The 22,664-nt window shown below is 63.6% G+C and carries 19 protein-coding genes (1 of these 19 cut by a window edge); 13 read left to right on the top strand and 6 right to left on the bottom strand.

Features of this window, described 5'->3' with window-relative positions; all coding sequences use genetic code 11:
- Window position 1 precedes the first annotated feature (1 nt).
- Entirely contained in the window at window positions 2-487 is a 486-nt protein-coding gene (locus JG747_RS08315) for a MarR family winged helix-turn-helix transcriptional regulator (RefSeq protein ID WP_202361556.1), read from the bottom strand.
- Between the two features lie 117 nt (window positions 488-604).
- Here JG747_RS08315 and JG747_RS08320 point away from each other — a divergent pair, with 117 nt between their 5' ends.
- Window positions 605-1,513, top strand: a complete 909-nt coding sequence (locus JG747_RS08320) for a DMT family transporter (RefSeq protein WP_202361557.1) — start codon at window positions 605-607, stop codon at window positions 1,511-1,513.
- A 6-nt stretch (window positions 1,514-1,519) separates the two neighbouring features.
- Here JG747_RS08320 and JG747_RS08325 read toward each other — a convergent pair whose 3' ends face one another.
- Window positions 1,520-2,116 carry a winged helix DNA-binding protein gene (locus JG747_RS08325; protein ID WP_064981685.1) on the bottom strand — a complete coding sequence of 199 codons (597 nt, stop codon included), beginning with the start codon at window positions 2,114-2,116 and terminating at the stop codon, window positions 1,520-1,522.
- Window positions 2,117-2,227: 111 nt separating this feature from the next.
- Here JG747_RS08325 and JG747_RS08330 point away from each other — a divergent pair, with 111 nt between their 5' ends.
- Window positions 2,228-3,352: an LLM class flavin-dependent oxidoreductase gene (locus tag JG747_RS08330; protein ID WP_019861353.1), complete on the top strand. Its 1,125-nt coding sequence runs from the start codon at window positions 2,228-2,230 to the stop codon at window positions 3,350-3,352.
- Window positions 3,353-3,376: 24 nt separating this feature from the next.
- Window positions 3,377-3,877, top strand: a complete 501-nt coding sequence (locus JG747_RS08335; protein WP_032921391.1) for a flavin reductase family protein — start codon at window positions 3,377-3,379, stop codon at window positions 3,875-3,877.
- A 12-nt stretch (window positions 3,878-3,889) separates the two neighbouring features.
- Here JG747_RS08335 and ubiG read toward each other — a convergent pair whose 3' ends face one another.
- Complete coding sequence (gene ubiG / locus JG747_RS08340) at window positions 3,890-4,639, bottom strand: bifunctional 2-polyprenyl-6-hydroxyphenol methylase/3-demethylubiquinol 3-O-methyltransferase UbiG (RefSeq protein ID WP_202361558.1); 750 nt, start codon at window positions 4,637-4,639, stop codon at window positions 3,890-3,892.
- Between the two features lie 182 nt (window positions 4,640-4,821).
- On the opposite strand from ubiG, the gene JG747_RS08345 reads away from it, so the two are divergent.
- Window positions 4,822-5,391: a putative glycolipid-binding domain-containing protein gene (locus JG747_RS08345; RefSeq protein ID WP_019861350.1), complete on the top strand. Its 570-nt coding sequence runs from the start codon at window positions 4,822-4,824 to the stop codon at window positions 5,389-5,391.
- A gap of 18 nt (window positions 5,392-5,409) precedes the next feature.
- On the opposite strand, the gene JG747_RS08350 is transcribed toward JG747_RS08345, so the two are convergent.
- Complete coding sequence (locus tag JG747_RS08350) at window positions 5,410-7,248, bottom strand: CHASE3 domain-containing protein (RefSeq protein ID WP_020629050.1); 1,839 nt, start codon at window positions 7,246-7,248, stop codon at window positions 5,410-5,412.
- Between the two features lie 247 nt (window positions 7,249-7,495).
- Here JG747_RS08350 and JG747_RS08355 point away from each other — a divergent pair, with 247 nt between their 5' ends.
- The 8 genes from JG747_RS08355 to JG747_RS08390 all read left to right on the top strand — a co-directional run bounded on the left by JG747_RS08355 (window position 7,496) and on the right by JG747_RS08390 (window position 19,239).
- On the top strand, window positions 7,496-8,749 hold the full coding sequence (locus JG747_RS08355) for an aspartate kinase (protein ID WP_019861347.1): 1,254 nt from the start codon (window positions 7,496-7,498) through the stop codon (window positions 8,747-8,749).
- A gap of 81 nt (window positions 8,750-8,830) precedes the next feature.
- Window positions 8,831-11,101: a phosphoenolpyruvate--protein phosphotransferase gene (gene ptsP / locus JG747_RS08360; protein ID WP_019861345.1), complete on the top strand. Its 2,271-nt coding sequence runs from the start codon at window positions 8,831-8,833 to the stop codon at window positions 11,099-11,101.
- 10 nt (window positions 11,102-11,111) lie between these two features.
- The gene (prfA, locus tag JG747_RS08365) at window positions 11,112-12,191 is read left to right on the top strand and encodes a peptide chain release factor 1 (RefSeq protein ID WP_202361559.1); all 1,080 of its coding nucleotides are present in this window, start codon (window positions 11,112-11,114) and stop codon (window positions 12,189-12,191) included.
- A complete protein-coding gene (gene prmC, locus JG747_RS08370) occupies window positions 12,184-13,056 on the top strand; it encodes a peptide chain release factor N(5)-glutamine methyltransferase (protein ID WP_202361560.1) in 873 nt (290 codons plus the stop codon). The genes prfA and prmC overlap by 8 nt, the downstream gene beginning before the upstream one ends.
- A 310-nt stretch (window positions 13,057-13,366) precedes the next feature.
- Window positions 13,367-14,329, top strand: a complete 963-nt coding sequence (locus JG747_RS08375) for a DUF4167 domain-containing protein (protein ID WP_202361561.1) — start codon at window positions 13,367-13,369, stop codon at window positions 14,327-14,329.
- A 220-nt stretch (window positions 14,330-14,549) separates the two neighbouring features.
- Window positions 14,550-17,156 (top strand): ATP-dependent chaperone ClpB, encoded by a 2,607-nt coding sequence (clpB, locus tag JG747_RS08380; protein ID WP_202361562.1) that lies wholly within the window; start codon window positions 14,550-14,552, stop codon window positions 17,154-17,156.
- 59 nt (window positions 17,157-17,215) lie between these two features.
- Window positions 17,216-17,578: an MmcQ/YjbR family DNA-binding protein gene (locus JG747_RS08385; RefSeq protein ID WP_202361563.1), complete on the top strand. Its 363-nt coding sequence runs from the start codon at window positions 17,216-17,218 to the stop codon at window positions 17,576-17,578.
- Window positions 17,579-17,727: 149 nt separating this feature from the next.
- The gene (locus JG747_RS08390) at window positions 17,728-19,239 is read left to right on the top strand and encodes a L,D-transpeptidase family protein (protein WP_069090211.1); all 1,512 of its coding nucleotides are present in this window, start codon (window positions 17,728-17,730) and stop codon (window positions 19,237-19,239) included.
- On the opposite strand, the gene JG747_RS08395 is transcribed toward JG747_RS08390, so the two are convergent.
- Window positions 19,213-19,845 carry a TMEM175 family protein gene (locus tag JG747_RS08395; RefSeq protein WP_019861338.1) on the bottom strand — a complete coding sequence of 211 codons (633 nt, stop codon included), beginning with the start codon at window positions 19,843-19,845 and terminating at the stop codon, window positions 19,213-19,215. The two genes, JG747_RS08390 and JG747_RS08395, sit on opposite strands and share 27 nt — an antisense overlap.
- 152 nt (window positions 19,846-19,997) lie before the next feature.
- Here JG747_RS08395 and JG747_RS08400 point away from each other — a divergent pair, with 152 nt between their 5' ends.
- The gene (locus JG747_RS08400) at window positions 19,998-21,572 is read left to right on the top strand and encodes an MFS transporter (RefSeq protein WP_069090210.1); all 1,575 of its coding nucleotides are present in this window, start codon (window positions 19,998-20,000) and stop codon (window positions 21,570-21,572) included.
- Between the two features lie 150 nt (window positions 21,573-21,722).
- On the opposite strand, the gene JG747_RS08405 is transcribed toward JG747_RS08400, so the two are convergent.
- On the bottom strand, window positions 21,723-22,664 hold the 3' end of the coding sequence (locus JG747_RS08405; RefSeq protein ID WP_027047418.1) for a M23 family metallopeptidase. It continues 1,029 nt past the right edge of the window; the window shows 942 of its 1,971 coding nt (coding positions 1,030-1,971); its start codon lies beyond the right edge, outside the window; it ends in the stop codon at window positions 21,723-21,725.

Here is a 22,664-nt window from a genome sequence, read left to right on the forward strand (position 1 = left end):
TTCAGCTCACGCTGCCTATCAATTTCTCAAGCAGGTGCGAGAGCGTTTCCCGTTCCGCCGGCGTCAGGCCCGCAACAATCTCGTGCTCGTTGGCGACATGAGCGGTCAGGGCCTCGTCGATCAAGGCGAGACCCTTCTCGGTAAGCTGCACGACGATGCCGCGCCGGTCGTTGGGGTGCGGGCCGCGCAGGATCAATCCGGCTTTTTCCAACCGGTCGAGCCGATTGGTCATGGCCCCGGATGTCACCATGGTCGCTTCATAGAGATCTGTCGGCGTCAGCGCGTAAGGTGAGCCTGACCGGCGCAGCGTTGCCAGCACGTCGAACTCGCCGGCTTGCAACCCGAAACGGGCAAACAGCGGCGCCAGGCGATCACGCGCGATCAACGACGAGGCTTCGTTCAATCGCCCGAGTACGCCCATCGGCGAGACATCAAGGTCCGGCCGCTCCCGTTTCCACTGCTCGATCGCCTTTGCCGCGCGATCCATCTGTCTCACCGTTAAATATCTTTACGCCAAGAATCTTTGTGTTATCTTATCTCAAGGTACAGCACCGGCCAAGCGCCGCAAGTGCCAAATTTCACGATTGAGTGACGGGACCATCCGATGAAATTTCTCTGGGATTCGGCGCTCGGCCTGCTGGTCGTCACCGGCGGCCTGCTCGGCCTGACACTGCCCTTCGGCAAGCTCGCCACGGCAGCCGGCGTGCCGGCCATGGTCTGGGCCTTCGTCATCTCGCTCGGCGCCGGCGGCGTGCTTTTGTGCGCACTTTTGCTGCGCGGCCAGCGTATCCGGCTCACCGCGCACAAGCTGCGCTATTTCTTCGTCACGGCGGCCGTGTCCTATGCCGTCCCCAATCTCTTGATGTTCTCGGCCATACCGCATCTGGGCGCCGGCTATACCGGCATCATGTTCACGTTGTCGCCCGTCGTCACGCTGGTGTTCTCGATCCTGCTGCGCGTCCGGCGCCCGAACATGCTGGGCATATCAGGCATCGCCGTCGGTTTCGTCGGCGCCGTGATGGTCGCGGCGACGCGCGGCGAGGCCGGCCAGCCGGCCGATATGTTTTGGGTGGTGGTGGGGCTGCTGATCCCGGTCAGCCTTGCAGCCGGCAATATCTACCGCACCGTCGACTGGCCGGAAGGCACCGGCCCGATCGAGCTTGCCGTCGGCAGCCATCTGGCGGCGGCGACGCTGCTGCTCGCCGGCATTCTCGCTCTGTTCGGCATCAAGGCCTTCGCGCCGCTCGGCGGCGTTCCGCTGGTCGTCATCGCGCAGGTTGCGTCGGCGTCAGCGATGTTTGCCTTCTTCTTCCGGCTGCAGGCGGTCGGCGGCCCGGTCTATCTCAGCCAGATCGGCTATGTGGCGGCCGCGGTTGGGCTGCTTGCCGGCACGATCTTCCTTGGCGAGCACTATCAGCTGCTGACCTGGGCCGGCGCCGCCATCATCACCGCCGGCGTCTTCATCACCACGAAGGCGCAGAGCCAGGCCGTCGCGAAGCCGCAGCCTGCGTAAACGTCGTCAAAGTTTTCCGCCGCCGTCGGCGTCGCCGCCGGGCTCCGGCCTTGGATGCCGGCGGCGGTGCGTGGCGGCGGCCCGCGCCGCCTGTTCGTAGATGCCGGTCATCAGCTCGAGCGTACGCGCGACGTCTTCGAGCTTGTCGGCCATTTCGGGAATGCGCGTCACGGCGTCGATAAGCAGGACGGAGCGGATGTCGGCATAGCGCTCGGTCACGCGATGCCCGAGCGGCGTCACTTCGTAGGTGACGCCTGACCTGCCGCTGCCGGTGCGGGTGATCAACCCGCCCTTCAGCAGTTTGCGCAGGCTGTACTGGATGTTGGGGATGTCGTCGCGGTTGGTCATCTGGGCAAGATCGCGCACGCTTTTCGGGCGGTCGTTCATGCGGATGATGTGGAGCAGTGCGTTCTCGGGTCCGCTGGCGGAAAACTCGATCACCGTGGCGAGGCATTCAGCCTGCCAATGGCCGAATGCCTCGTAGGAGCGCATCAGCGCGTATTCGACTTCGGTGACGTCGATCTCCAGCGGCGTGCGCGCCAGATGCCAGCCGCGATCCAGCAACTCGGCCTGTGTTTCCAAAGATTTGCGCCGTTCGTTCATCTGCCTGTCCCCTGCCATCAGCATGCGCTGATCCCGGTGATTGCGTCCACATGAATTTATGATAGACTTTCTATTATAAATTATAAGCAAAAAATGAGGAGAACACCGCCAATGAGCATGCTCGACAAGACCGCGCCTCACGCGCAGCCCTTCTTTCTCGGCACTTTTGCGTCCAATTGTTCCGGCGGCATGACCGTCACCAAGGTTCCCGAGCGCTGGGCCAGTTCCTGGGACAACAATCTGCGGCTGGCGCATCTGCTCGACGAGGCCGGCATCGACTTCATGCTGCCGATCGCACGCTGGATCGGTTATGGCGGCGAGACCAATTTCCACGGCAACGTGCTAGAGACGATCACCTGGGCGGCCGGGCTTCTGGCGCTCACCCGCAACATCACGGTTTTCGCCACCACCCATACCGCGGCCAACCACCCCGTGGTCGTTGCCAAGCAACTGGCGACCATCGACCAGATCAGCCGCGGCCGCATCGGACTCAACATCGTCGCCGGCTGGAACAAGCCGGAATATGAGGCACTTGGGCTGACGCTGCCCGATGACCATGTCACGCGCTACGGCTATGCCCAGGAATGGTTCGATATTGTCCAGGCGCTGTGGGAGCGCACGGAAGCCTTCGACTGGGACGGCACCTGGTTCAAACTCAGGAATGTGCTTGGGGACCCGCGTCCGTCGTCACGGCCGCCGATCCTCAATGCCGCCGGGTCGGAGGAGGGCCGCAAATTCGCGGTCCGCAACGCCGATTTCCTGTTTACGCCGGCGATCGACCTGGCGCGCTCCAAGGACGAGATCATTGCGCTGAAGGAGCAGGCGAGGGCCGCCGGCAGCGATGTCGACGTGCTGACCTTTGCCCATGTCGTCTGCCGCCCGACCGAAAAGGAGGCCACGGACTATCTCGAACATTTCGGCCGCGCCAATGCCGACTGGGCGGCGGTCGACAATCTGGTCCGGCTGCAATTCGCCCATGCGCAGTCGTTCCCGCATGATCTCCTGGCGCTCATTCGCGACCGCATGGCGGCCGGCCATGGCGGCTTCCCGCTCACCGGCACGCCCGAGCAGGTCGCCGACGGGATCACCGCCTTGCATGCGGCAGGCTTTCGCGGCTCGACATTGTCCTTCGTCGATTATGTCGAGGAATTCCCCTATTTTCGCGACACCGTGCTACCCATTCTCGAAGAGAGAGGCATTCGCATCGCACCGGCCGCGATGCGGTCGGCGGCTTAGCAAAGAAGCGACGAGGCAATGTCCATGACAGAAGCTCCGGTCAGCGTCGCCGACTTCCGCGCCGCCATGCGGCTCATCGTCGGCAATGTCAGCGTCATCACCGCCGGTGCCGGCGACGACCGGTCCGGCCTTGTCGTCATTTCGGTGGTCTCGCTGTCGGCCGAACCGCCCAAGGTGATCGCTTGCGTCAACCGATCGTCATCGACCTGGCCGGTTATCGAGCGCTACCGGCATTTCGGCGTCAATTCGCTGGGGCCTCAGCATCAAGCCGTGGCGGAGCGTTTCTCCGGCTTTGGCGGCATCAAGGGCAAGGACCGCTATGACGGCGCCGAATGGGTGACGCTTAAGACCGGAGCCGCGCTGCTTTATGACGCCGTGGCCGCCTTCGACTGCAGCCTCGACGAGATGATCGACCGCGGCACGCATTCCATCGTGATCGGCTCGGTCGAGGCGGTGCGCACCCGCGATGCCGGCCAGGCGCTGATCTATTGGCGGGGCGGCTACCGACCCCTCAGCACTGAATAGCGTAAGAGCGGATCAGACGGATCCCTTCTCCGCCAGCACCATGTAGTTGACGTCCATGTCCTTCGATCGCGCCCAGCGGTCGGCAAGCGGATTGTAGGTGACGCCGGTGCGGTCGATGATCGTCAGGCTGGCGCCGCCGAGCGCCTTCTCCAGTTCTTCCGGGCGCACCAGCTTGCCGAACTGGTGGGTGCCGCGCGGCAGCCAGCGCAGCACATATTCAGCACCGATGATGGCGAGACCCAGCGCCTTCAGCGTGCGGTTGATGGTGGCCACGAACATGATGCCGCCGGGCCGGACCATCTGGCCGCATTTGGCGACGAACAGATCGATGTCGGCGACGTGCTCGACCACTTCCATGTTGAGGATGACGTCGAATGTCTCGCCGGCGTCGGCAAGATCCTCGGCCGTCGTGGCTCGGTAGTCGACGATCACATTGCCTTCGGCTGCGTGCAGTTTCGCCACTTCGATGTTTGTCTCGGAGGCGTCCGCTCCCACGACCTCGGCGCCAAGCCGCGCCATCGGCTCGCACAAAAGACCGCCGCCGCAGCCGATATCGAGGATGCGCAGCCCCTCGAACGGCCGCGCGGCACGCGGGTCACGGCCGAAGCGCGTCGCTATCTGGTCGCGGATATAGGAAAGCCGGACCGGATTGAATTTGTGCAGCGGACGAAACTTGCCGTTCGGGTTCCACCATTCGGCAGCAAGGGCGGAAAAGCGTTCCACTTCTCCGGCATCGATCGTCGATCGTCGGGGTTCTGGCATTGGTTGGTCTCCTCGAACGCTAGGAAGTCGGGCGTGGAGGCGGGAAAGTCAAGGCAACAATTTTCCTCTGCCGACAGGGCGGAGCATCCTGTCAGGGCATGTCAGCTGTCGCGTACGACGGTGAAACACAATTGGCCCGGCGGGCGAATGAAGGGCATCGTTTGGATTCGAAGGAGTGCACGATGAAGGTCATGACGGCTTCGATCCTTTGGCGCAGGCTGGATGTGGAAGGCCACGACGCCTGCCTGCTGTCGCAAGGCGATGGCGGGCACAGCCTCCAGGGACAAGCCATCTTCGTCCAGGACGGCAAGCCATGCTGCCTTGCCTATGAGGTGATTTGCGACGCCGGCTGGCGCACGCGATCGGCGCGAGTCGACGGTTTTCTCGGCATGCGCAAGCTGCACTATGCCATTGAACGACGTGCCGACGGCGAGTGGACGCTGAACGGCGAGCCACAGCGGGACGTCACCGGCCTTGTCGATGTCGACCTCGGCTTCACGCCGGCATCGAACCTGTTGGCGATCCGGCGGTTCGACCTCGGTGTCGGCGAGACGACGCCCGCTCCAGCCGCCTATCTGAGCTTTCCAACATTCGAGATGGTGCTTCTCGAGCAAAGCTATCGGCGTCTCGACGAGACCCGCTACGCCTACACCGCGCCCATGTTCGGTTATGAAGAGATCCTTGGTGTCTCGCCGCACGGCTTCGTCTTCGACTATCCCGGCCTGTGGACAAACGTGGCTGCCTCAGGCTGAAGGAAGTCCCGGCGCGGCCTATTTCGCGTCCAGCACGTCGCGCAGCTTGGCTTCGAGTTGCTCGATGGTGAACGGCTTGGCTAGGAAGTGCACGTCATGGTCGAGCACGCCGTTATGGACGACGGCATTCCTGGTGAAACCGGTGGTGAAGATGACCTTCAGGCCGGGTTGGCGTGCGACCGCCTCCTCGGCGAGCTTGCGGCCGTTCATCGCAGGCATGACGATATCCGTGAAAAGCAGTGCGATGCCCGATGTCGCCGCCAGCTTCTGAAGGGCCTCCTGGCCACTTCCAACGTGGATGACCGTGTAGCCGAGTTCGCGCATGGCGTCTGTCGTGGCGGCCCGCACGCGGGCGTCGTCCTCGACGACGAGGATCGTCTCGGTGACCTTGACGGTGCTCTTGCCGCGCCCGGCGGGTGCCGCCGGCTCCTCCGGTCCGAAAAACCGGGGCAGATAGATCCTTATCGTCGTGCCTTGGCCCGGTTCGGAGTAGATCTTGACGTGGCCGCCCGACTGCTTGACGAAGCCGAACACCTGGCTCAGCCCAAGTCCCGTGCCCTTGTTGACCGGCTTGGTCGTGAAGAAGGGTTCGAAGGCCTTGGCGATGACCTCGGGCGACATGCCGGTGCCGGTGTCGGTGACCGCGATCATCACATATTGGCCTGGCGTGACTTCGGCATGTGTCGCGGCGTAGGCGTCGTCGAGGTGGCTGTTGGCGGTCTCGATGGTCAACTTGCCGTCATTGTCCATGGCGTCACGGGCGTTGACGGCAAGGTTGAGGATGGCGTTCTCGATCTGGCTGGGGTCGGCGTGGGTTTTCCACAGGCCGGCCGCCAGCACGGTTTCGACGCGTATGCCCTCGCCCAGCGCACGGTGGAGAAGGTCGGACATGCCGGTCACCAGCCGGTTGGTATCGACCACCTGCGGCGCAAGCGGCTGCAAGCGCGAGAAGGCAAGCAGCCGGGAGGTCAAATTGGCGGCACGGCCGGCTGCATCCGTCGCAGCCTCGACGAATTTCTCGATGTCATTCTCGCCACGCTTCAGCTTGCGCTGGGCAAGGTTCATGGCGCTGAGGATGACCGCCAGCATGTTGTTGAAATCGTGGGCGATGCCGCCTGTCAGTTGGCCGACCGCCTCCATCTTCTGCATCTGGCGGATCTGGGATTCGGCCTTCTCGCGCGTGTTGATCTCGTTGCCGAGCTCGATGTTCTTGCGCATCAGCTCTTCCTGGGCGGTGGCGACCTCGCGGAAGCGGCGGCGGGATTGGCGGATCGTGTAGGCACCGAGCAGGAAGATCGCGACGAGGGCCGCAAGCGAACCGACACGCAGCCAGGCCTCGACCTGGTCCGTGTGCTCGTCGCGCGCTGCGATGTCGGCGGCGCCGATGCGCCGGATGGTGTCCATGCTGGCGCGGATCTCGTCCATGGCGGCCTTGCCCTGGCCGCCGCGGACGAGTTCCAGCGCCTTCGACGCATCGCCCTTGTCGTAGAGGGCGATCGTCTCGGACAGTTCAGCCTGTTTTTGCGCCAGCGCGTCCTTGATGTGGCTGATCTGCGGGGCGAGCTGATCGTTGGATGATGTCATGGCATCGATGCGGGCAAGTTGCCCCGGGATTGCATCGACAGCCTTCTGGTACGGTTCGAGATAGGATTTCTCGCCGGTCAGCAGATAGCCGCGCTGGCCAGCCTCGGCATCCTGCGCCAATGAAAGCAGCCCTGAAAGCTGCTGCTGGTATTCGATTGTCTCGCGCGCAGCGGCACGATTGGCCCTTTGTCCCTCGACCAGCAGGGCACGGGTGCCGACGATCAATGCCAGCACGGCGAAGCCGGCGACAAGCGGCAGCGATTGCAACCGCATGGCGCGCCGAAGACGAGCAATCATCTGTTATGCCGAACCAAAAGGAATTCCCCGCAGGCAGCATTTGGTAAGCGGCGCGGACCCGGATGGCAATATGGCGTCTTGTTGAAGCCGGCATTCCGCTGCCAGCCTTGCGAAACCCAAAGCATTTGGCTAAGGAGGCCGCGCATTCAGCGGCCGGCGCCAGCCGGGCGCTTTCCTTCGTTTTCGGCTCCAGGCCGGCTTCAGTCAAAGGCATTTCGCTTCCATGGCGCGTATCGTGATGAAATTCGGCGGAACCTCCGTCGCCGACATCGCCCGCATCCGCAATGTGGCGCGTCACGTCAAACGCGAGGTCGACGCCGGCCATGAGGTGGCGGTGGTCGTCTCGGCAATGGCCGGCAAGACCAATGAACTGGTCGGCTGGACGCGCGAGGCCTCGCCGATGCACGACGCACGCGAATATGACGCGGTCGTCGCTTCCGGCGAGCAGGTCACCGCCGGTCTGCTGGCCATCACCTTGCAGAACATGGGCGTGCACGCCCGTTCCTGGCAGGGCTGGCAGATCCCGATCAAGACCGACAACGCGCATGGCGCAGCGCGCATCCTCGACATTGACGGCGCCTTCCTGATCAAGCGCTTCGGCGAGGGCCAGGTGGCCGTCATCGCCGGCTTCCAGGGCATCGGGCCGGACAACCGCATCGCGACCCTCGGCCGTGGCGGTTCCGACACCAGCGCGGTCGCCATCGCCGCTGCGGTCAAGGCCGACCGCTGCGACATCTACACCGATGTCGACGGGGTCTACACCACCGACCCGCGCATCGAGCCCAAGGCGCGGCGGCTGGCCAAGATCTCGTTCGAGGAAATGCTTGAAATGGCCTCGCTCGGCGCCAAGGTTCTGCAGGTGCGTTCGGTCGAGCTTGCCATGGTGCACAGGGTGCGTACCTTCGTGCGGTCGTCCTTCGACGATCCCGATGCGCCCGGAATGGGGGATTTGCTCAATCCTCCGGGAACGCTCATTTGCGACGAGGAAGAGATCGTGGAACAGCAGGTCGTCACCGGAATTGCCTACGCCAAGGACGAGGCCCAGATTTCGCTGCGCCGCGTCGGCGACCGCCCTGGCGTCGCCGCCGGCATTTTCGGGCCACTGGCCGAGGCCAACATCAATGTCGACATGATCGTCCAGAACATTTCCGAGGACGGCAAGTTCACCGACATGACCTTCACCGTGCCTTCGGGTGACGTCGACAAGGCGCTGGCCGTGCTCGACCGGCTGAAGGCCGAGGTCGGCTACGATGTCGTGCAGTCGGAAGCCGGCATGTCGAAGGTTTCGGTCATCGGCATCGGCATGAGGAGCCACGCCGGTGTCGCCGCCACCGCTTTCAAGGCGTTGGCCGAGAAGGCGATCAATATCCGCGCCATCACCACCTCCGAGATCAAGATTTCGATACTGATCGACGGTCCGTACACCGAACTTGCGGTTCGCACTTTGCATTCCGTCTACGGTCTGGATAAGCAGTAGCAAGACTGAATCAGTTGTTGCGCGCATGCCGGCAGCGGCGGAAACTGCGCCGGCAAGTGTTTCATTGGAGAAAAAGCCGCGATGCGTGACCAGGCCAGTGGCCCGCGCGTTTTGCTGAAACGGCTCCGCGAGCTCATGCAAGAGCCGCTGGAGCCGCAGGAGCGGCTTGACCGGATCGTGCGCGACATCGCTTCCAACATGGTCGCGGAAGTCTGCTCGCTCTATGTGCTGCGCGCCGATTCGGTGCTTGAGCTCTACGCCACCGAGGGTCTGAACCCGAACGCCGTCCACCTGGCGCAGTTGCGGCTCGGGCAAGGCCTTGTCGGCACCATCGCCGCCAGTGCGCGGCCGCTCAATCTTTCCAATGCGCAGGAGCATCCGGCCTTCGCCTACCTGCCGGAGACCGGTGAAGAGATCTACAATTCCTTCCTCGGCGTGCCGGTGCTCAGGGCAGGGCGCACGTTGGGCGTCCTGGTCGTGCAGAACAAGACCATGCGCCACTATCGCGACGACGAGGTCGAGGCGCTGGAAACCACCGCGATGGTCATCGCCGAGATGATCGCCACCGGCGATCTGGCGCGGCTGACGCGGCCGGGCCTCGAACTCGATCTGCGCCGGCCGGTCAGTTTCACCGGCCTGTCCTTCAACGACGGCGTCGGGCTTGGCCATGTCGTGCTGCACGAGCCGCGCATCGTCGTCACCAATCTGTTCAACGAGGACAGCGAGGAAGAGGTCCGGCGGCTGGAAAGCTCGCTCGGCTCGCTGCGGCTCTCCATCGACGACATGCTGGAGCGCCGCGACGTCGCCTTCGAGGGCGAGCATCGCCAGGTGCTGGAAGCCTACCGCATGTTCGCCAATGACCGTGGCTGGGTGCGCCGGCTGGAAGAGGCCATCCGCAACGGCCTGACGGCCGAAGCGGCCGTGGAAAAGGTGCAGAGCGACATGCGCGCCCGCATGCTGCACATGACCGATCCCTATCTGCGCGAGCGGATGAGCGATTTCGACGACCTCGCCAACCGGCTCTTGCGCCAGCTAATGGGCCGCGGACCGGAAGACGTCGCGGCCTCGCTGCCGAAGGACGCCATCATTGTCGCCCGCTCGATGGGCGCGGCCGAGCTGCTGGACTATCCCAGGGAAAAAATGCGCGGGCTGGTGCTCGAGGATGGTGCCGCCACCAGCCATGTCGTCATCGTCGCGCGCGCCATGGGCATCCCGGTCGCCGGCCAGATGAAGGGTGCCGTTTCCATGGCGGAAAACGGCGATGCCATCATCGTCGACGGCGAGGAAGGCACGATCCATCTGCGGCCGCAGTCCGATCTCGAAGCCGCCTATGCCGAAAAGGTGCGGTTTCGCGCGCGCCGGCAAGAGGTCTATCGCGAACTGCGCAAGAAGCCGTCGACGACCAGGGACGGCGTGCAGGTCGACCTCCTGATGAATGCCGGGCTTGCCGTCGACCTGCCGCAACTGGCCGAGTCGGGCGCTGCCGGCATTGGCCTGTTCCGCACCGAACTGCAATTCATGGTCGCCTCGACCTTTCCGCGCGCCGAGGCGCAGGAGAAGCTCTATCGCGACGTGCTCGAGGCCGCGCGCGGCAAACCTGTCACCTTCCGCACCATCGACATCGGCGGCGATAAGGTGCTGCCGTACTTCAAGGGCGCCATCCAGGAAGAAAACCCGGCGCTCGGCTGGCGGGCGATCCGGCTAACGCTCGACCGGCCCGGGTTGCTGCGCACCCAGATCCGCGCCCTGCTGAAGGCCAGCGGCGGGCGCGAGCTCAAGCTGATGCTGCCGATGGTGACCGAGCTTGGCGAGATCGCCCAGGCGCGCGAGATCATCGACCGCGAGGTGCGGCATCTGTCGCGTTTCGCCCATCATCTGCCGACCAGCCTCAAGCTGGGCGCGATGCTGGAAGTGCCGTCGCTGCTGTTCCAGCTCGACGAATTGATGAAGGCGGTCGATTTCGTCTCGGTCGGCTCGAACGATCTGTTCCAGTTCGTCATGGCGGTCGACCGCGGCAACACGCAACTGGCCAACCGCTTCGACACGCTGTCGGCGCCGTTCCTGCGCGTGCTCAAGCAGATCGCCGATGCCGGCATCCGCAACCACACGCCGGTGACGCTGTGCGGCGAACTCGCCGGCAAGCCGATCTCGGCGATGGCGCTGATCGGTCTGGGCTTCCGTTCGATCTCGATGTCGCCGGCCTCGATCGGCCCGGTCAAGGCGATGCTGACGGAACTGCCGCTGGATGAGCTGACGGCGTTCTTCGACGACAATCTGATGGCGCCGGCGCAGGGGTTGCCGATGCGGGCGCTGCTGCAGGCCTTCGCCGACGACCGCTCGATTCCGTTGTAGCGCCCCCATCATGGTCAATCTGCCCCGCGATCGTATGGATCAAGTCGTCAAGCGTTTCGAGATGCTCGAAGCGCAGATGTCGGCCGGCCCGGCGCCGGACGCCTATGTGAAGATGGCATCGGAATATGCCGAGCTGCAGGACATGGTGGCCAAGGTCAGGCAATTGCGCTCGGCCGAGCATGAGCAGGCCGACCTTGAGGCAATGCTTTCCGACAAGGGCACCGACGCCGAGATGCGGGCGCTCGCCGAGGCGGACCTGCCCGGCGTGGAGGAGCGTATCGAAACGCTGCAGAAGGATATCCAGATCCTGCTTCTGCCCAAGGACGCCGCCGACGACAAGAATGCCATCCTCGAAATCCGTGCCGGTACCGGCGGTGACGAGGCTGCGCTCTTCGCCGGCGACCTGTTTCGCATGTATGAGCGCTATGCCGCCGAACGCGGCTGGCGGTTCGAGACGGTGTCTGCCAGCGACGGCGATGCAGGCGGGTTCAAGGAAATCATCGCCACCGTTTCGGGCAAGGGCGTGTTTGCCCATCTGAAATTCGAATCCGGCGTGCATCGCGTGCAACGCGTGCCGGCGACCGAGGCAAGTGGGCGCATTCACACCTCGGCGGCGACCGTCGCCGTGCTGCCGGAAGCGGAAGAGGTCGACATCGAAATCCGCGCCGAAGATATCCGCATCGATACGATGCGCGCTTCGGGCTCCGGTGGCCAGCATGTCAACACCACCGATTCGGCGGTGCGCATCACCCATTTGCCGACCGGCATCATGGTGGTGCAGGCGGAGAAATCGCAGCATCAGAACCGGGCAAAGGCCATGCAGATCCTGCGTGCCCGGCTCTATGATCTGGAGCGCAGCAAGGCGGACGAGGAACGCTCGGAATCGCGTAAATCGCAGGTCGGCTCCGGTGACCGTTCGGAGCGCATCCGCACCTATAATTTCCCGCAGGGCCGCGTCACCGACCATCGCATCAACCTGACGCTCTACAAGCTCGACCGGGTGATGATGGGCGAGCTCGACGAAATCGTCGACGCGCTGATCGCCGATTACCAGTCGAAGCTGCTGGCCGATATCGGCCTCGATGGCTGACCCTCTGCCCGAGGCGCTGGGGCCGCTGCTGCGGGAAGCGCGGGCCAGACTTGCCATGGCCGGGGTCGATGATCCGGCGCTCGATGCGCGGCTGATCGTCGAACATTTTTCCGGCACGACGCGCACGCAGGCCATTGCCGACCCTGAACGCTCGATGGACGGCAATGCCATCGCCGCGATCGAAGCCGCCTTAAGGCGCCGGGCTGGTGGTGAACCGGTGCATCGCATCCTCGGCTACCGCGAATTCTACGGTTTGCGGCTGTCGCTGTCGCCGGAAACGCTCGAGCCGAGGCCGGATACAGAAACGCTGGTCGAGGCGGTGCTGCCTTTTGTCGAGGCGATGGCCGCGCGCGAAGGGACCTGCCGCATCCTTGATCTCGGTACCGGGACGGGAGCCATCGCGCTGGCGCTGCTGAGTGCCGTGCCGGCCGCGACCGCCACCGGTGTCGACATTTCCGCCGGCGCGCTGGCGACGGCAGCCCGCAACGCCGGGGAACTCGGGCTTGGCCGCCGGTTCACGACGGTGCAGTCGGACTGGTTCGAAAAAGTTTCCGGCCGATACCATGTAATTGCCGCAAACCCTCCCTATATACCTTTACGAGACATTGGAAATCTGCAGGACGAGGTCCGCGATTTCGACCCACACCTAGCCTTGGATGGCGGCGTGGATGGGCTGAACCCCTACAGGATCATCGCCGCCGAGGCGGCCCGGTTTCTAGAAGCCGAAAGCAGGATTGCGGTCGAGATCGGCCATACGCAACGCAACGAGGTTACGGATATATTCAAGGCGGCTGGTTATGCATTGGCTGCTGCCTTACGTGATCTCGGCGGAAACGACAGGGTTCTTGTCTTTCAATGGGGATAAGCCTTGATGCAGCGCGAAAAAACCGCTTGGCAATACCGGGGAATGCGGCTAGGGTCGCCTCAACCGGATGAGACGAAGCAGGCAGTGCTCTTAGCGATTCGGTCCTCCTTGGAAATAGCTGCCTTCTTGCGCAAACGACGCCCAAGCTTCGTGCGGGAATCGTCCGGCAAGTGATGTAACCGGAACAGGATGGCACGTGGCGCCAACGCAATTGATGCGGGCGAACGCCGGTGAAGAAACGAAACGGCTGGCTGCATGAGCGCCTCCGTTCGTAACGAGTTTTCGAAAATTTCAAGATGAAGAGAGTCGAATGAGGCCACAACAGCAGAACAGGCGCATGCGCGGTCGCAACAACAATGGCGGCGGCGGTGGCAACAACAATAACAACAACAACCGCAAGGGCCCTAATCCCCTGACGCGCAACTACGAGAGCAACGGCCCGGATGTGAAGATCCGTGGATCGGCTCAGCAGATCGCCGAGAAATACGCTACCCTGGCCCGTGACGCGCAAAGCTCCGGCGACCGGGTCATGGCGGAGAACTATCTCCAGCACGCCGAACACTACAATCGCATCATTGCCGCCGCGCAGGCGCAGATGCCGATCCAGAACGTCCAGCAGAACCGCGACGATTTCGACGATGACGGCGATGAAGATCGCGACGATTTCGACAATGCCGGCAACAATGGCGCCGGCAATGGCGGCAACACAGTTTCCGATCCGCAAATTCCTGTCATCAACCATGGCGCCGGTCCCCAGCCAGTGATCGAGGGCATGCCGGCCGAGGTCGCATTGAACCGTGACGGCCGCGACAATCGTGACGATAGCGGGCGCGATAATAACGGGCGCAACAATGGCGGCCGCGACAACAATGGTGGGCGTCACCGCGATCGCCGCCCCAATGGCGGCTATGGCCAGAATGGCCAGCGCGATTATGCCTCGTCGACCGAGCAAGGCGGCCAGCAGCAGCGCAACGAGGCGCCGGCACAGGCGGAGGTGCAGGTTGAGCCCGGTTCGCCGGTCGAGGCCGTTGCGGCTGCCGAGCAGGCTCCGCTGTTCGAGAGTTTTTCGCCGGCGGCTCTTGCCGCCCAGGCCGAGCTCAACGAGGCTGCCGCCGAGAGCGGCGCTGCCCGTCGCCCGCGCCGTCCGCGCCGTCCGCGCACCAATGCCGAGCAGGTCGACAGCGGTGGCGACAATGCGGATGCCGGCGAGGCGGCCGCGGCCCCGGCCGATAGCGGCAATACCGAGCCGGTGATCGTTGACATCGACAACTGATCGAACGGCATTTGAAGACGTTGAACGGCGGAGAGAAATCTCCGCCGTTTTCGTTTCGGCTGACGTGGAATATTATGCATTGACCGACATCAAGGCGTCTTGAGACGGCATGGCCTATGCACCATATCTCGGCTGAACGGGATCCGGCTCGAATGGGCGGGTCCGTCACCGCAATCTGATCCGGTGCCGCAAAGCGGGCCGGTGATGGAAGGAGACAGATATGAACCTTGAGAAGTACTCCGAGCGCGTGCGCGGCTTCATCCAGTCCGCGCAGACCATGGCGCTCTCCCGCAATCACCAGCAATTCACCCCCGAACACATTTTGAAGGTGCTCGTCGACGATGACGAGGGCCTGGCCGCGTCGCTGATCGAGCGCGCCGGCGGCAATGTCCGCGACGTCAAGCTCGGCGTCGAGACGGCGCTCGAGGCGATGCCGAAGGTCGAAGGCGGCAACGGCCAGCTCTATCTGGCGCAGCCGCTGGCCAAGGTGTTCTCGACGGCGGAAGAACTGGCCAAGAAGGCCGGCGACAGCTTCGTCACGGTCGAGCGGCTGCTGCAGGCGCTCACCATGGAAAAGTCGGCCAAGACCGCCGACATACTGGCAAAGGCCGGCGTCACCGCGCAGGCGCTGAACCAGGTCATCAACGATGTCCGCAAGGGCCGCACCGCCGATTCGGCGAGTGCAGAGCAAGGCTATGACGCGCTGAAGAAATACGCGCGCGACCTGACGGCGGATGCCCGCGCGGGCAAGCTCGACCCAGTGATTGGCCGTGACGACGAGATTCGCCGCACCATCCAGGTGCTGTCGCGCCGCACCAAGAACAATCCTGTGCTGATCGGCGAGCCGGGCGTAGGCAAGACGGCGATCGCCGAAGGCTTGGCGCTGCGCATCGTCAATGGCGATGTGCCGGAATCGCTGAAGGACAAGCAGCTGATGGCGCTCGACATGGGCGCACTCATCGCCGGCGCCAAATATCGCGGCGAGTTCGAGGAGCGGCTGAAGGCCGTGCTTTCCGAAGTCACCTCTGCCGCAGGCGGGATCATCCTATTCATCGACGAGATGCATACGCTGGTCGGTGCCGGCAAGGCGGATGGCGCGATGGATGCGTCGAACCTGTTGAAGCCGGCGCTGGCGCGCGGTGAGCTGCACTGCGTCGGCGCGACCACGCTCGATGAATACAGAAAACATGTCGAGAAGGATCCCGCCCTTGCCCGCCGTTTCCAGCCGGTCTTTGTCGACGAGCCGACGGTGGAGGATACCGTCTCGATCCTGCGTGGCCTGAAGGAAAAATACGAGCAGCACCATAAGGTGCGTATCTCGGACTCGGCGCTGGTGGCGGCGGCGACGCTGTCCAACCGCTATATCGCCGACCGCTTCCTGCCGGACAAGGCGATCGACCTGGTCGACGAAGCCGCTTCGCGGCTGAGGATGCAGGTCGATTCCAAGCCCGAGGCGCTGGACGAGATCGACCGCCGCATCATGCAGCTCAAGATCGAGCGCGAGGCGCTGAAGGTCGAGACGGACGATGCCTCGAAGGACCGGCTTGCCCGCCTGGAGAAGGAGCTTATCGGCCTCGAGGAGGAATCGACCGAGATCACAACCAAGTGGCAGGCCGAGAAACAGAAACTCGGGCTTGCGGCCGACTTGAAGAAGCAGCTCGACGAGGCACGCAACGAGCTTGCCATTGCCCAGCGCAAGGGCGAGTTCCAGCGCGCCGGCGAGCTAGCCTATGGCAAGATCCCGGAACTCGAGAAGAAGCTGAAGGAAGCCGAAGCCCAGGACGGCAAGGCCGGCATGGTCGAGGAAGTGGTCACCCCCGACCACGTCGCCCATATCGTCTCGCGCTGGACCGGCATTCCGGTCGACAAGATGCTGCAGGGCGAACGTGACAAGCTGCTGCGCATGGAAGACGAGATCGGCAAGCGGGTCGTCGGCCAGGGCGAGGCGGTGCAAGCCGTTTCCAAGGCGGTGCGGCGCGCCCGTGCCGGGCTGCAAGATCCGAACCGGCCGATCGGCTCGTTCATCTTCCTGGGACCGACGGGCGTCGGCAAGACCGAACTGACCAAGGCGCTGGCAAGCTTCCTGTTCGATGACGACAGCGCCATGGTGCGCATCGACATGTCGGAGTTCATGGAGAAGCACTCGGTCGCCCGGCTGATCGGCGCACCTCCCGGCTATGTCGGCTATGAGGAAGGCGGCGCGCTGACTGAAGCGGTGCGGCGCCGGCCCTATCAGGTCGTGCTGTTCGACGAGATCGAGAAGGCGCATCCCGATGTGTTCAACGTGCTCTTGCAGGTGCTCGACGACGGCCGGCTCACCGACGGGCAGGGCCGCACGGTCGATTTCCGCAACACGCTGATCATCATGACGTCGAACCTCGGCGCCGAATACCTGGTCAATCTCGGCGAGGACCAGGATGTCGACGCCGTGCGCGACGAGGTGATGGGCGTGGTCAGGGCATCGTTCCGGCCGGAATTCCTCAACCGCGTCGACGAGGTGATCCTGTTCCACCGGCTGCGCCGCAAGGACATGGACCGCATCGTCGAGATCCAGCTCAAGCGGCTGGAAAGCCTGCTCGTCGATCGCAAGATCACGCTGTCGCTGGATCACGAGGCGATCGAGTGGCTGGCGGCCAAGGGCTACGATCCGGCCTATGGCGCGCGGCCGCTGAAGCGGGTGATGCAGAAGGAACTCCAGGATCCGCTGGCGGAGAAGATCCTGCTCGGCGAGATTCTCGACGGTTCGACCGTCAAGGTCACGTCCGGTTCCGACCGCCTGAACTTCCGCTCGAAGCCGACGGTCGTCGCGACCGAAGCGGCGGCCTGATTTCAACGCCGCGCGTCCACCCTGGACGCGCGGCGTTTTCATATTGAGGGTGGGGGCGGATGACGCTGGACGACTACAACGGCTTCTGCGCCTCATTGCCCGCGGCAAACCACGTCATCCAGTGGGGCGGCGCCCATGTCTGGAAGGTCGGGGCCAAGGTGTTTGCGATCGGCGGCTGGGATCAAGGCCAGCACCTCTTCGTCACCTTCAAATGCTCCGACATCGCCTATGATGTGCTGAAGGAGCAGCCGGGCTTGCGGCCCGCGCCCTACCTTGCCTCGCGCGGCATGAAGTGGATCCAGCGTCGGACAAGCCAGAGCATGGATGATGCCGCGCTGAAGGACTATTTGCGCGAGAGCCATCGCCTTGTCGCCCTGAAGCTGACCAAGCAGGCGCGCAAGGAATTGGGGCTCGCGAGCTAGCGAGTATTCGTCGGTACGCCGAAAAACCGCCATCTTCATGCCCGGTTCATATTGGAACCATAGGGTGGGGTAACTGGTTTGCTGGCGAAGGGGTTCGCCCAGTGAACAATGCCGGGCGGCGGCAATTACGGACCGGAGAGTTGGCCACGATGTTCCGCACGATCTTTGCCCTTTCGGCGCTCGCCACCGGGCTTGTGACTTTCGGTGCGCTCGCCGCGCCGACGCAGGACAGTGCACCAAGGGTTGCCCGCGCCGCCAATGATGGCGGCATTCTTGTGGCTCAGGACGGAAATCTGGACATCTACTACGACGCGCGTGGCAACCGCGTCATCGTCGATGCCGACACCGGCAAGGTCATCGCCATCCAGCCGCCGCAGACACGGCTTGACCGGCGCGCGCTGCGCCGCGAGACAAGGCTGCGCGAATTGGGCCGTGCCCCTGCCGATGATGATCGCTACTATCTCGATGATCCCGAGGACATGGCCCGCTTCCGCCGCAAGCAGTTGGAAGAGGAAGGCCGGGTCATCCCGCCGCCGGCGGATGAATACGACCCCAATGGCGACAATTCGGTCGAAGCCTATCCGCCGGCGCCGCAGGACGACGGCAATTACGACAACAGCTATCCCGATGCACCGGCAAGGCCGGGCACCATCAAGCGCCAGCCGCTGAACGAGGCCGCGATAGACCCTGCGCAGCCCGACGTAGAGCAGGTCAATCCGGATACGCAGGCTTCCCTGCCGCCGGATACTGGCGGCAAGGCCGCCGTCGATCCGTCGCTGTCGCTCGGCGTGCGCCAGGACGTGGCGGCGCTGCAGGTGCTGCTCGACCGCGGCGGCGCTTCGCCGGGCGTGATCGACGGGCGTTTCGGCTCGAATGTCGATAAGGCCCTGGCCGCCTATAACCAGATCACCGGCAGCAATCTGAAATCGACGGACACGGTCGGCATCCAGGCGGCGCTCGCGCAATCGGGCGGCGATGCTTTCGCCAGCTACACCATCACAGCGGAAGATGCTGCTGGCCCCTATGTCGCCTCGATCCCGGAAGATTACGGCCAGAAGGCACAGCTCAACTGCATGTGCTACACCTCCGTCACGGAGGCGCTGGCGGAGCGCTTCCACATGGACGAGAACTATCTCAAGTCGATCAACAAGGGTCTCGACTTCAATCGCCCCGGCACGATCATCAAGGTCGCCAATTTCGGCAAGTTGGTGTCAACGCCAGTGGCGCGCATCGTCGCCGACAAGACCAAGAAGGAAGTGTACGCCTATGATGCCGGCGGCAAGCTGGTCGCTGCCTATCCCGCGACCATCGGCTCTGCCGACACGCCGTCGCCCACCGGCATCCACGCCGTGTCGCGCATCGCGCTCGACCCGAACTACACCTACAATCCGAACATCAACTTCAAGCAGGGCCAGAACGACAAGATCCTGACCATTCCGCCAGGCCCCAACGGCCCCGTCGGCTCGGTGTGGATCGCCCTGGACAAGCCGACTTACGGCATCCACGGGACGCCCGAGCCGTCGAAGATCGGCAAGACCGAAAGCCATGGCTGCGTTCGCCTGACCAACTGGGACGCGCGCGAACTCGCCAAGCTGGTGTCGCCAGGCGTCACCGTGGAGTTTGTCGGCGGACCTTCAGCCGATGACTTTGCGCAGCAATGAGCCGCGCAGCGCGGTGGCATAGATCAGCTGCACCACCAGGATGAAGCCGACGCTGAGCAATGGCGTGACCAGGCAGAGTAGCGCACCGATCGCCCACAGGATCTGTGCCTTGACGATGCGCAGATAGACCGTGCGCTTCGTTTCGGCATCGACGTCTTCGGCGACAAAGCCGTTCTTTTCCGCGTAGCGCCAGCTGGCGAACAGCGTGACGCCGAGCATCAGCAGGTTGAGCCAGTAGACCAGCACCGCGGTCCTGAATTCGAGGAAGTCCGCCAGAAGGTCGGTCGAGAACGGCAAGAGCGCAATGAAGGCGAGAAAGCAGAGATTCAGCGTGGCAAGCCGCCTGTCGGATTTGGCTATCAGCCCGTGCTGAGCCTGCTGGCCGAACCAGAAGATGGTCAGCGTCAGGAAGCTCAAGGCATAAGTCAGGAAGCGCGGTGCCAGTGCGGCAATGGCGACCAGCAGATCGTGCTCGGAATGCACGGTCTCATGCGCCGGCACCCTGATCTCGAGCACGATGAGCGTGAGCGCGATGGCAAAGACGCCGTCGGTGATGCCGACAATGCGGCCGCGTCCCTCCGCCGACGCTTCAAGTGGTCGTTTCATCAATTTTCCCCGGCTGCCGTCTTCCGGAAAACTTAGCATGACTCCCGGCGTTTGCATCGATACAGGACGCATCCTGGCCAATTGGCTGGTTTCAAGGACTGCAAGCTGCTGGCCGGTTGTTGCCGGTGCGCTCGGGGTCTAAGCAAGGTGCCATGCATTCGCCAAATAAAGCTGCCGCCGCCCCGCTGACCAGCCCGGTCACAAACGGAACCTTTTGTCCGCAATCACAACGGCGATTCGTCTTGATCGCGGCGATCCTGGCCTCCGCGCTTGGCTTCATCGACGGCTCTATCCTAGCCATCGCCATGCCGGCGATCCGTGTCAACCTCGGCGCCAGCCTTGCCGAGGCGCAGTGGATCTCCAATGCCTATGCATTGACGCTTTCGGCGCTGATCCTTGCCGGCGGCGCCGCCGGCGACCGGTTCGGGCTGCGCCGTGCCTTCGTGGCCGGCATCGCGCTGTTCATCGTTGCCTCGCTCGCCTGTGCGCTGGCGCCGAATGCCGTCGTGCTGATCGCGTTTCGCGCTGTCCAGGGTATTGGTGCTGCGATCATGGTGCCGGGGAGCCTCGCCATCATCGCCAAGGCCTATCCGAAAAAGGAGCGGGGCCGTGCAATCGGCATCTGGGCGGCCGCCTCGGCGCTGACCACAGCCCTTGGGCCGGTGCTCGGCGGCCTTGTGCTGTCGGCTTTCGGCGACGGCATCTGGCGGGCGATCTTCGCCGTCAACCTGCCGCTCGGCCTGATCTCGATCTACCTGCTGCTCGTCAAGATTCCGGCCGATGCGGCGACGGAAAAACGCAGCCTCGACCTCGGCGGTGGCGCGCTCGCGACATTGGCGTTCGGCGCACTCGCCTATGGGCTGACCTCGATGAGTTCGAGCGGCGAGGGCCATATGGCGGGGCCGAGCATTGCCGCCGGCGCGGTGCTGCTTGTCGTCTTCATCCTGTTCGAACTACGCCAGCGCGAGCCGATGATAGACCTCAGCCTGTTTCGCATCGGCGCTTTTGCCGGTGCCAATGTGGCGACCTTCTTCCTCTATTTCGCACTGTCGGCCAATCTTTTCTATCTGCCGATGCTGCTGATCGCCGGCTGGGGACTGAGCACGGCCGAGGTCGGCTTCATCTTCCTGCCGTTGTCGGCATCGATCGCCCTTCTGTCGGGACCCGTCGGCCAGTTGTCGGACCGGATCGGACCGCGTTTCCCGATCGCCTGCGGCAGCCTGATCGTGGCTCTCGCCTTCGCCGGACTTGCCTTGCTCAGCCGTGCCGGCATCCACCATTTCTGGACCGGAATATTTCCGCTGATGGCGCTGATGGGCCTCGGCATGGCGCTGGTCGTCTCACCACTGTCCACCGCGATCATGACGGCGGTGGAAGACAAGGATACGGGGGCTGCCTCCGGCATCAACAATGCCGTCTCGCGCATTGGCGGCCTGATCGCGGTGGCGGCAATGGGCTCGCTTGCCACCTGGGTCTATTCAACGATGCTCGACACCAGGGTCAGGCCGGGCATTCCAGGTTTTGGCGAACCGGTATCGACAGGCTTGCCGCCCGAACTTGAAGCAACACGCCTTGCTGCCAGCGACATGGCCTTTTCAGCCATATCCTTGACGACGGCCGTACTCTGCCTGCTTGCCGCGATCATCGCCTGGATGACCGTTTCGGGTCAGGCGCTGCCCTGGCCGCGCCGCGCCGATGAATCGTCAACTGATTCGTCGCGAAACTGATTCGCCGATGCCGGATTGGCCAAGGTTCAGAGCAATTCCTGGAAAAGTGTGAGCGGTTTTCCTGGGTAAGCGCGTAGCGCTTTCCCTCGGGATTGCGTCAAAACAAAGAGTTAGAGAGGTTCGCCGTTTCCGGGAAGCGGTGAAATCGCTCTAGCCGTCGATCTTGGCGCTCGCGACCTTAAGCGAATTGCCTTCTTCCTGCTTCAGCAGGTCATCGATGCGCTCGCGCTCGCGCTTGAAGGCGACGAGGTCGTCGCCCTTCAGCACCTTGCCGACCGGCAGCCGAACACGCATCGAATCGACTTTGGTGCCGTTGACGATCAGCTCGTAGTGGAGATGCGGACCGGTGGAAAGACCGGTCTGGCCGAGATAGCCAATGACCTGGCCCTGGCGAACCCGAACGCCCGGCGCGATGCCTTTTGCAAAGGCGCTCTGGTGATTGTAGGAGGTCTCGTAGCCATTGGCATGGCGCAGGATGATCTGCTTGCCATAGCCGCCAGCCCAACCGGCCTTCTCGACGACGCCATTGCCGGCGGCGATGATCGGCGATCCGATCGGGGCGGCCCAGTCGGTGCCCGTGTGCATACGGACATACCCGAGGATAGGATGCTTGCGCGCACCAAAGCCGGAGGTGAATCTTCCGTTGGGCAGCGGGTTGCGCAGCAGGAACTGCTGGGCGCTCGATCCATCTTCGTCGAAATAGTCGCTGCTGCCGTCTTGCATCTGGAAGCGATAGAAGTTGCGCGTTGTGCCGCCGAAGGTCGCCGAGACATAGAGGAGCTCCGAATCGTCGGAGGTCTGGTCATCCCCGTCCGGCTGCGAGAACAGCACTTCGAGGCGATCGGACGGATTGAGTCGCGACTGGAAGTCGACGCCAGATGCCAGCAGCTTGATCAGCCGCTGGGTCATTTTCTTCGACATGCCGTAGGAATAGGCGGTGCGGTAGATACCGTCATAGACAGTGGGCAGGTTGCCGCGCACCACCACCGGTGCCGACGAATCGTCAAATGCCGTCAACAATTCGGGGTTGGGATCCGGCTCCTGCGCCGGCACATACTGGCCGCGGTCATCGAGTGCGATGGTAACGATATG

The sequence above is a fragment of the Mesorhizobium sp. 131-3-5 genome, from assembly GCF_016756575.1.
Taxonomy (GTDB): domain Bacteria; phylum Pseudomonadota; class Alphaproteobacteria; order Rhizobiales; family Rhizobiaceae; genus Mesorhizobium; species Mesorhizobium jarvisii.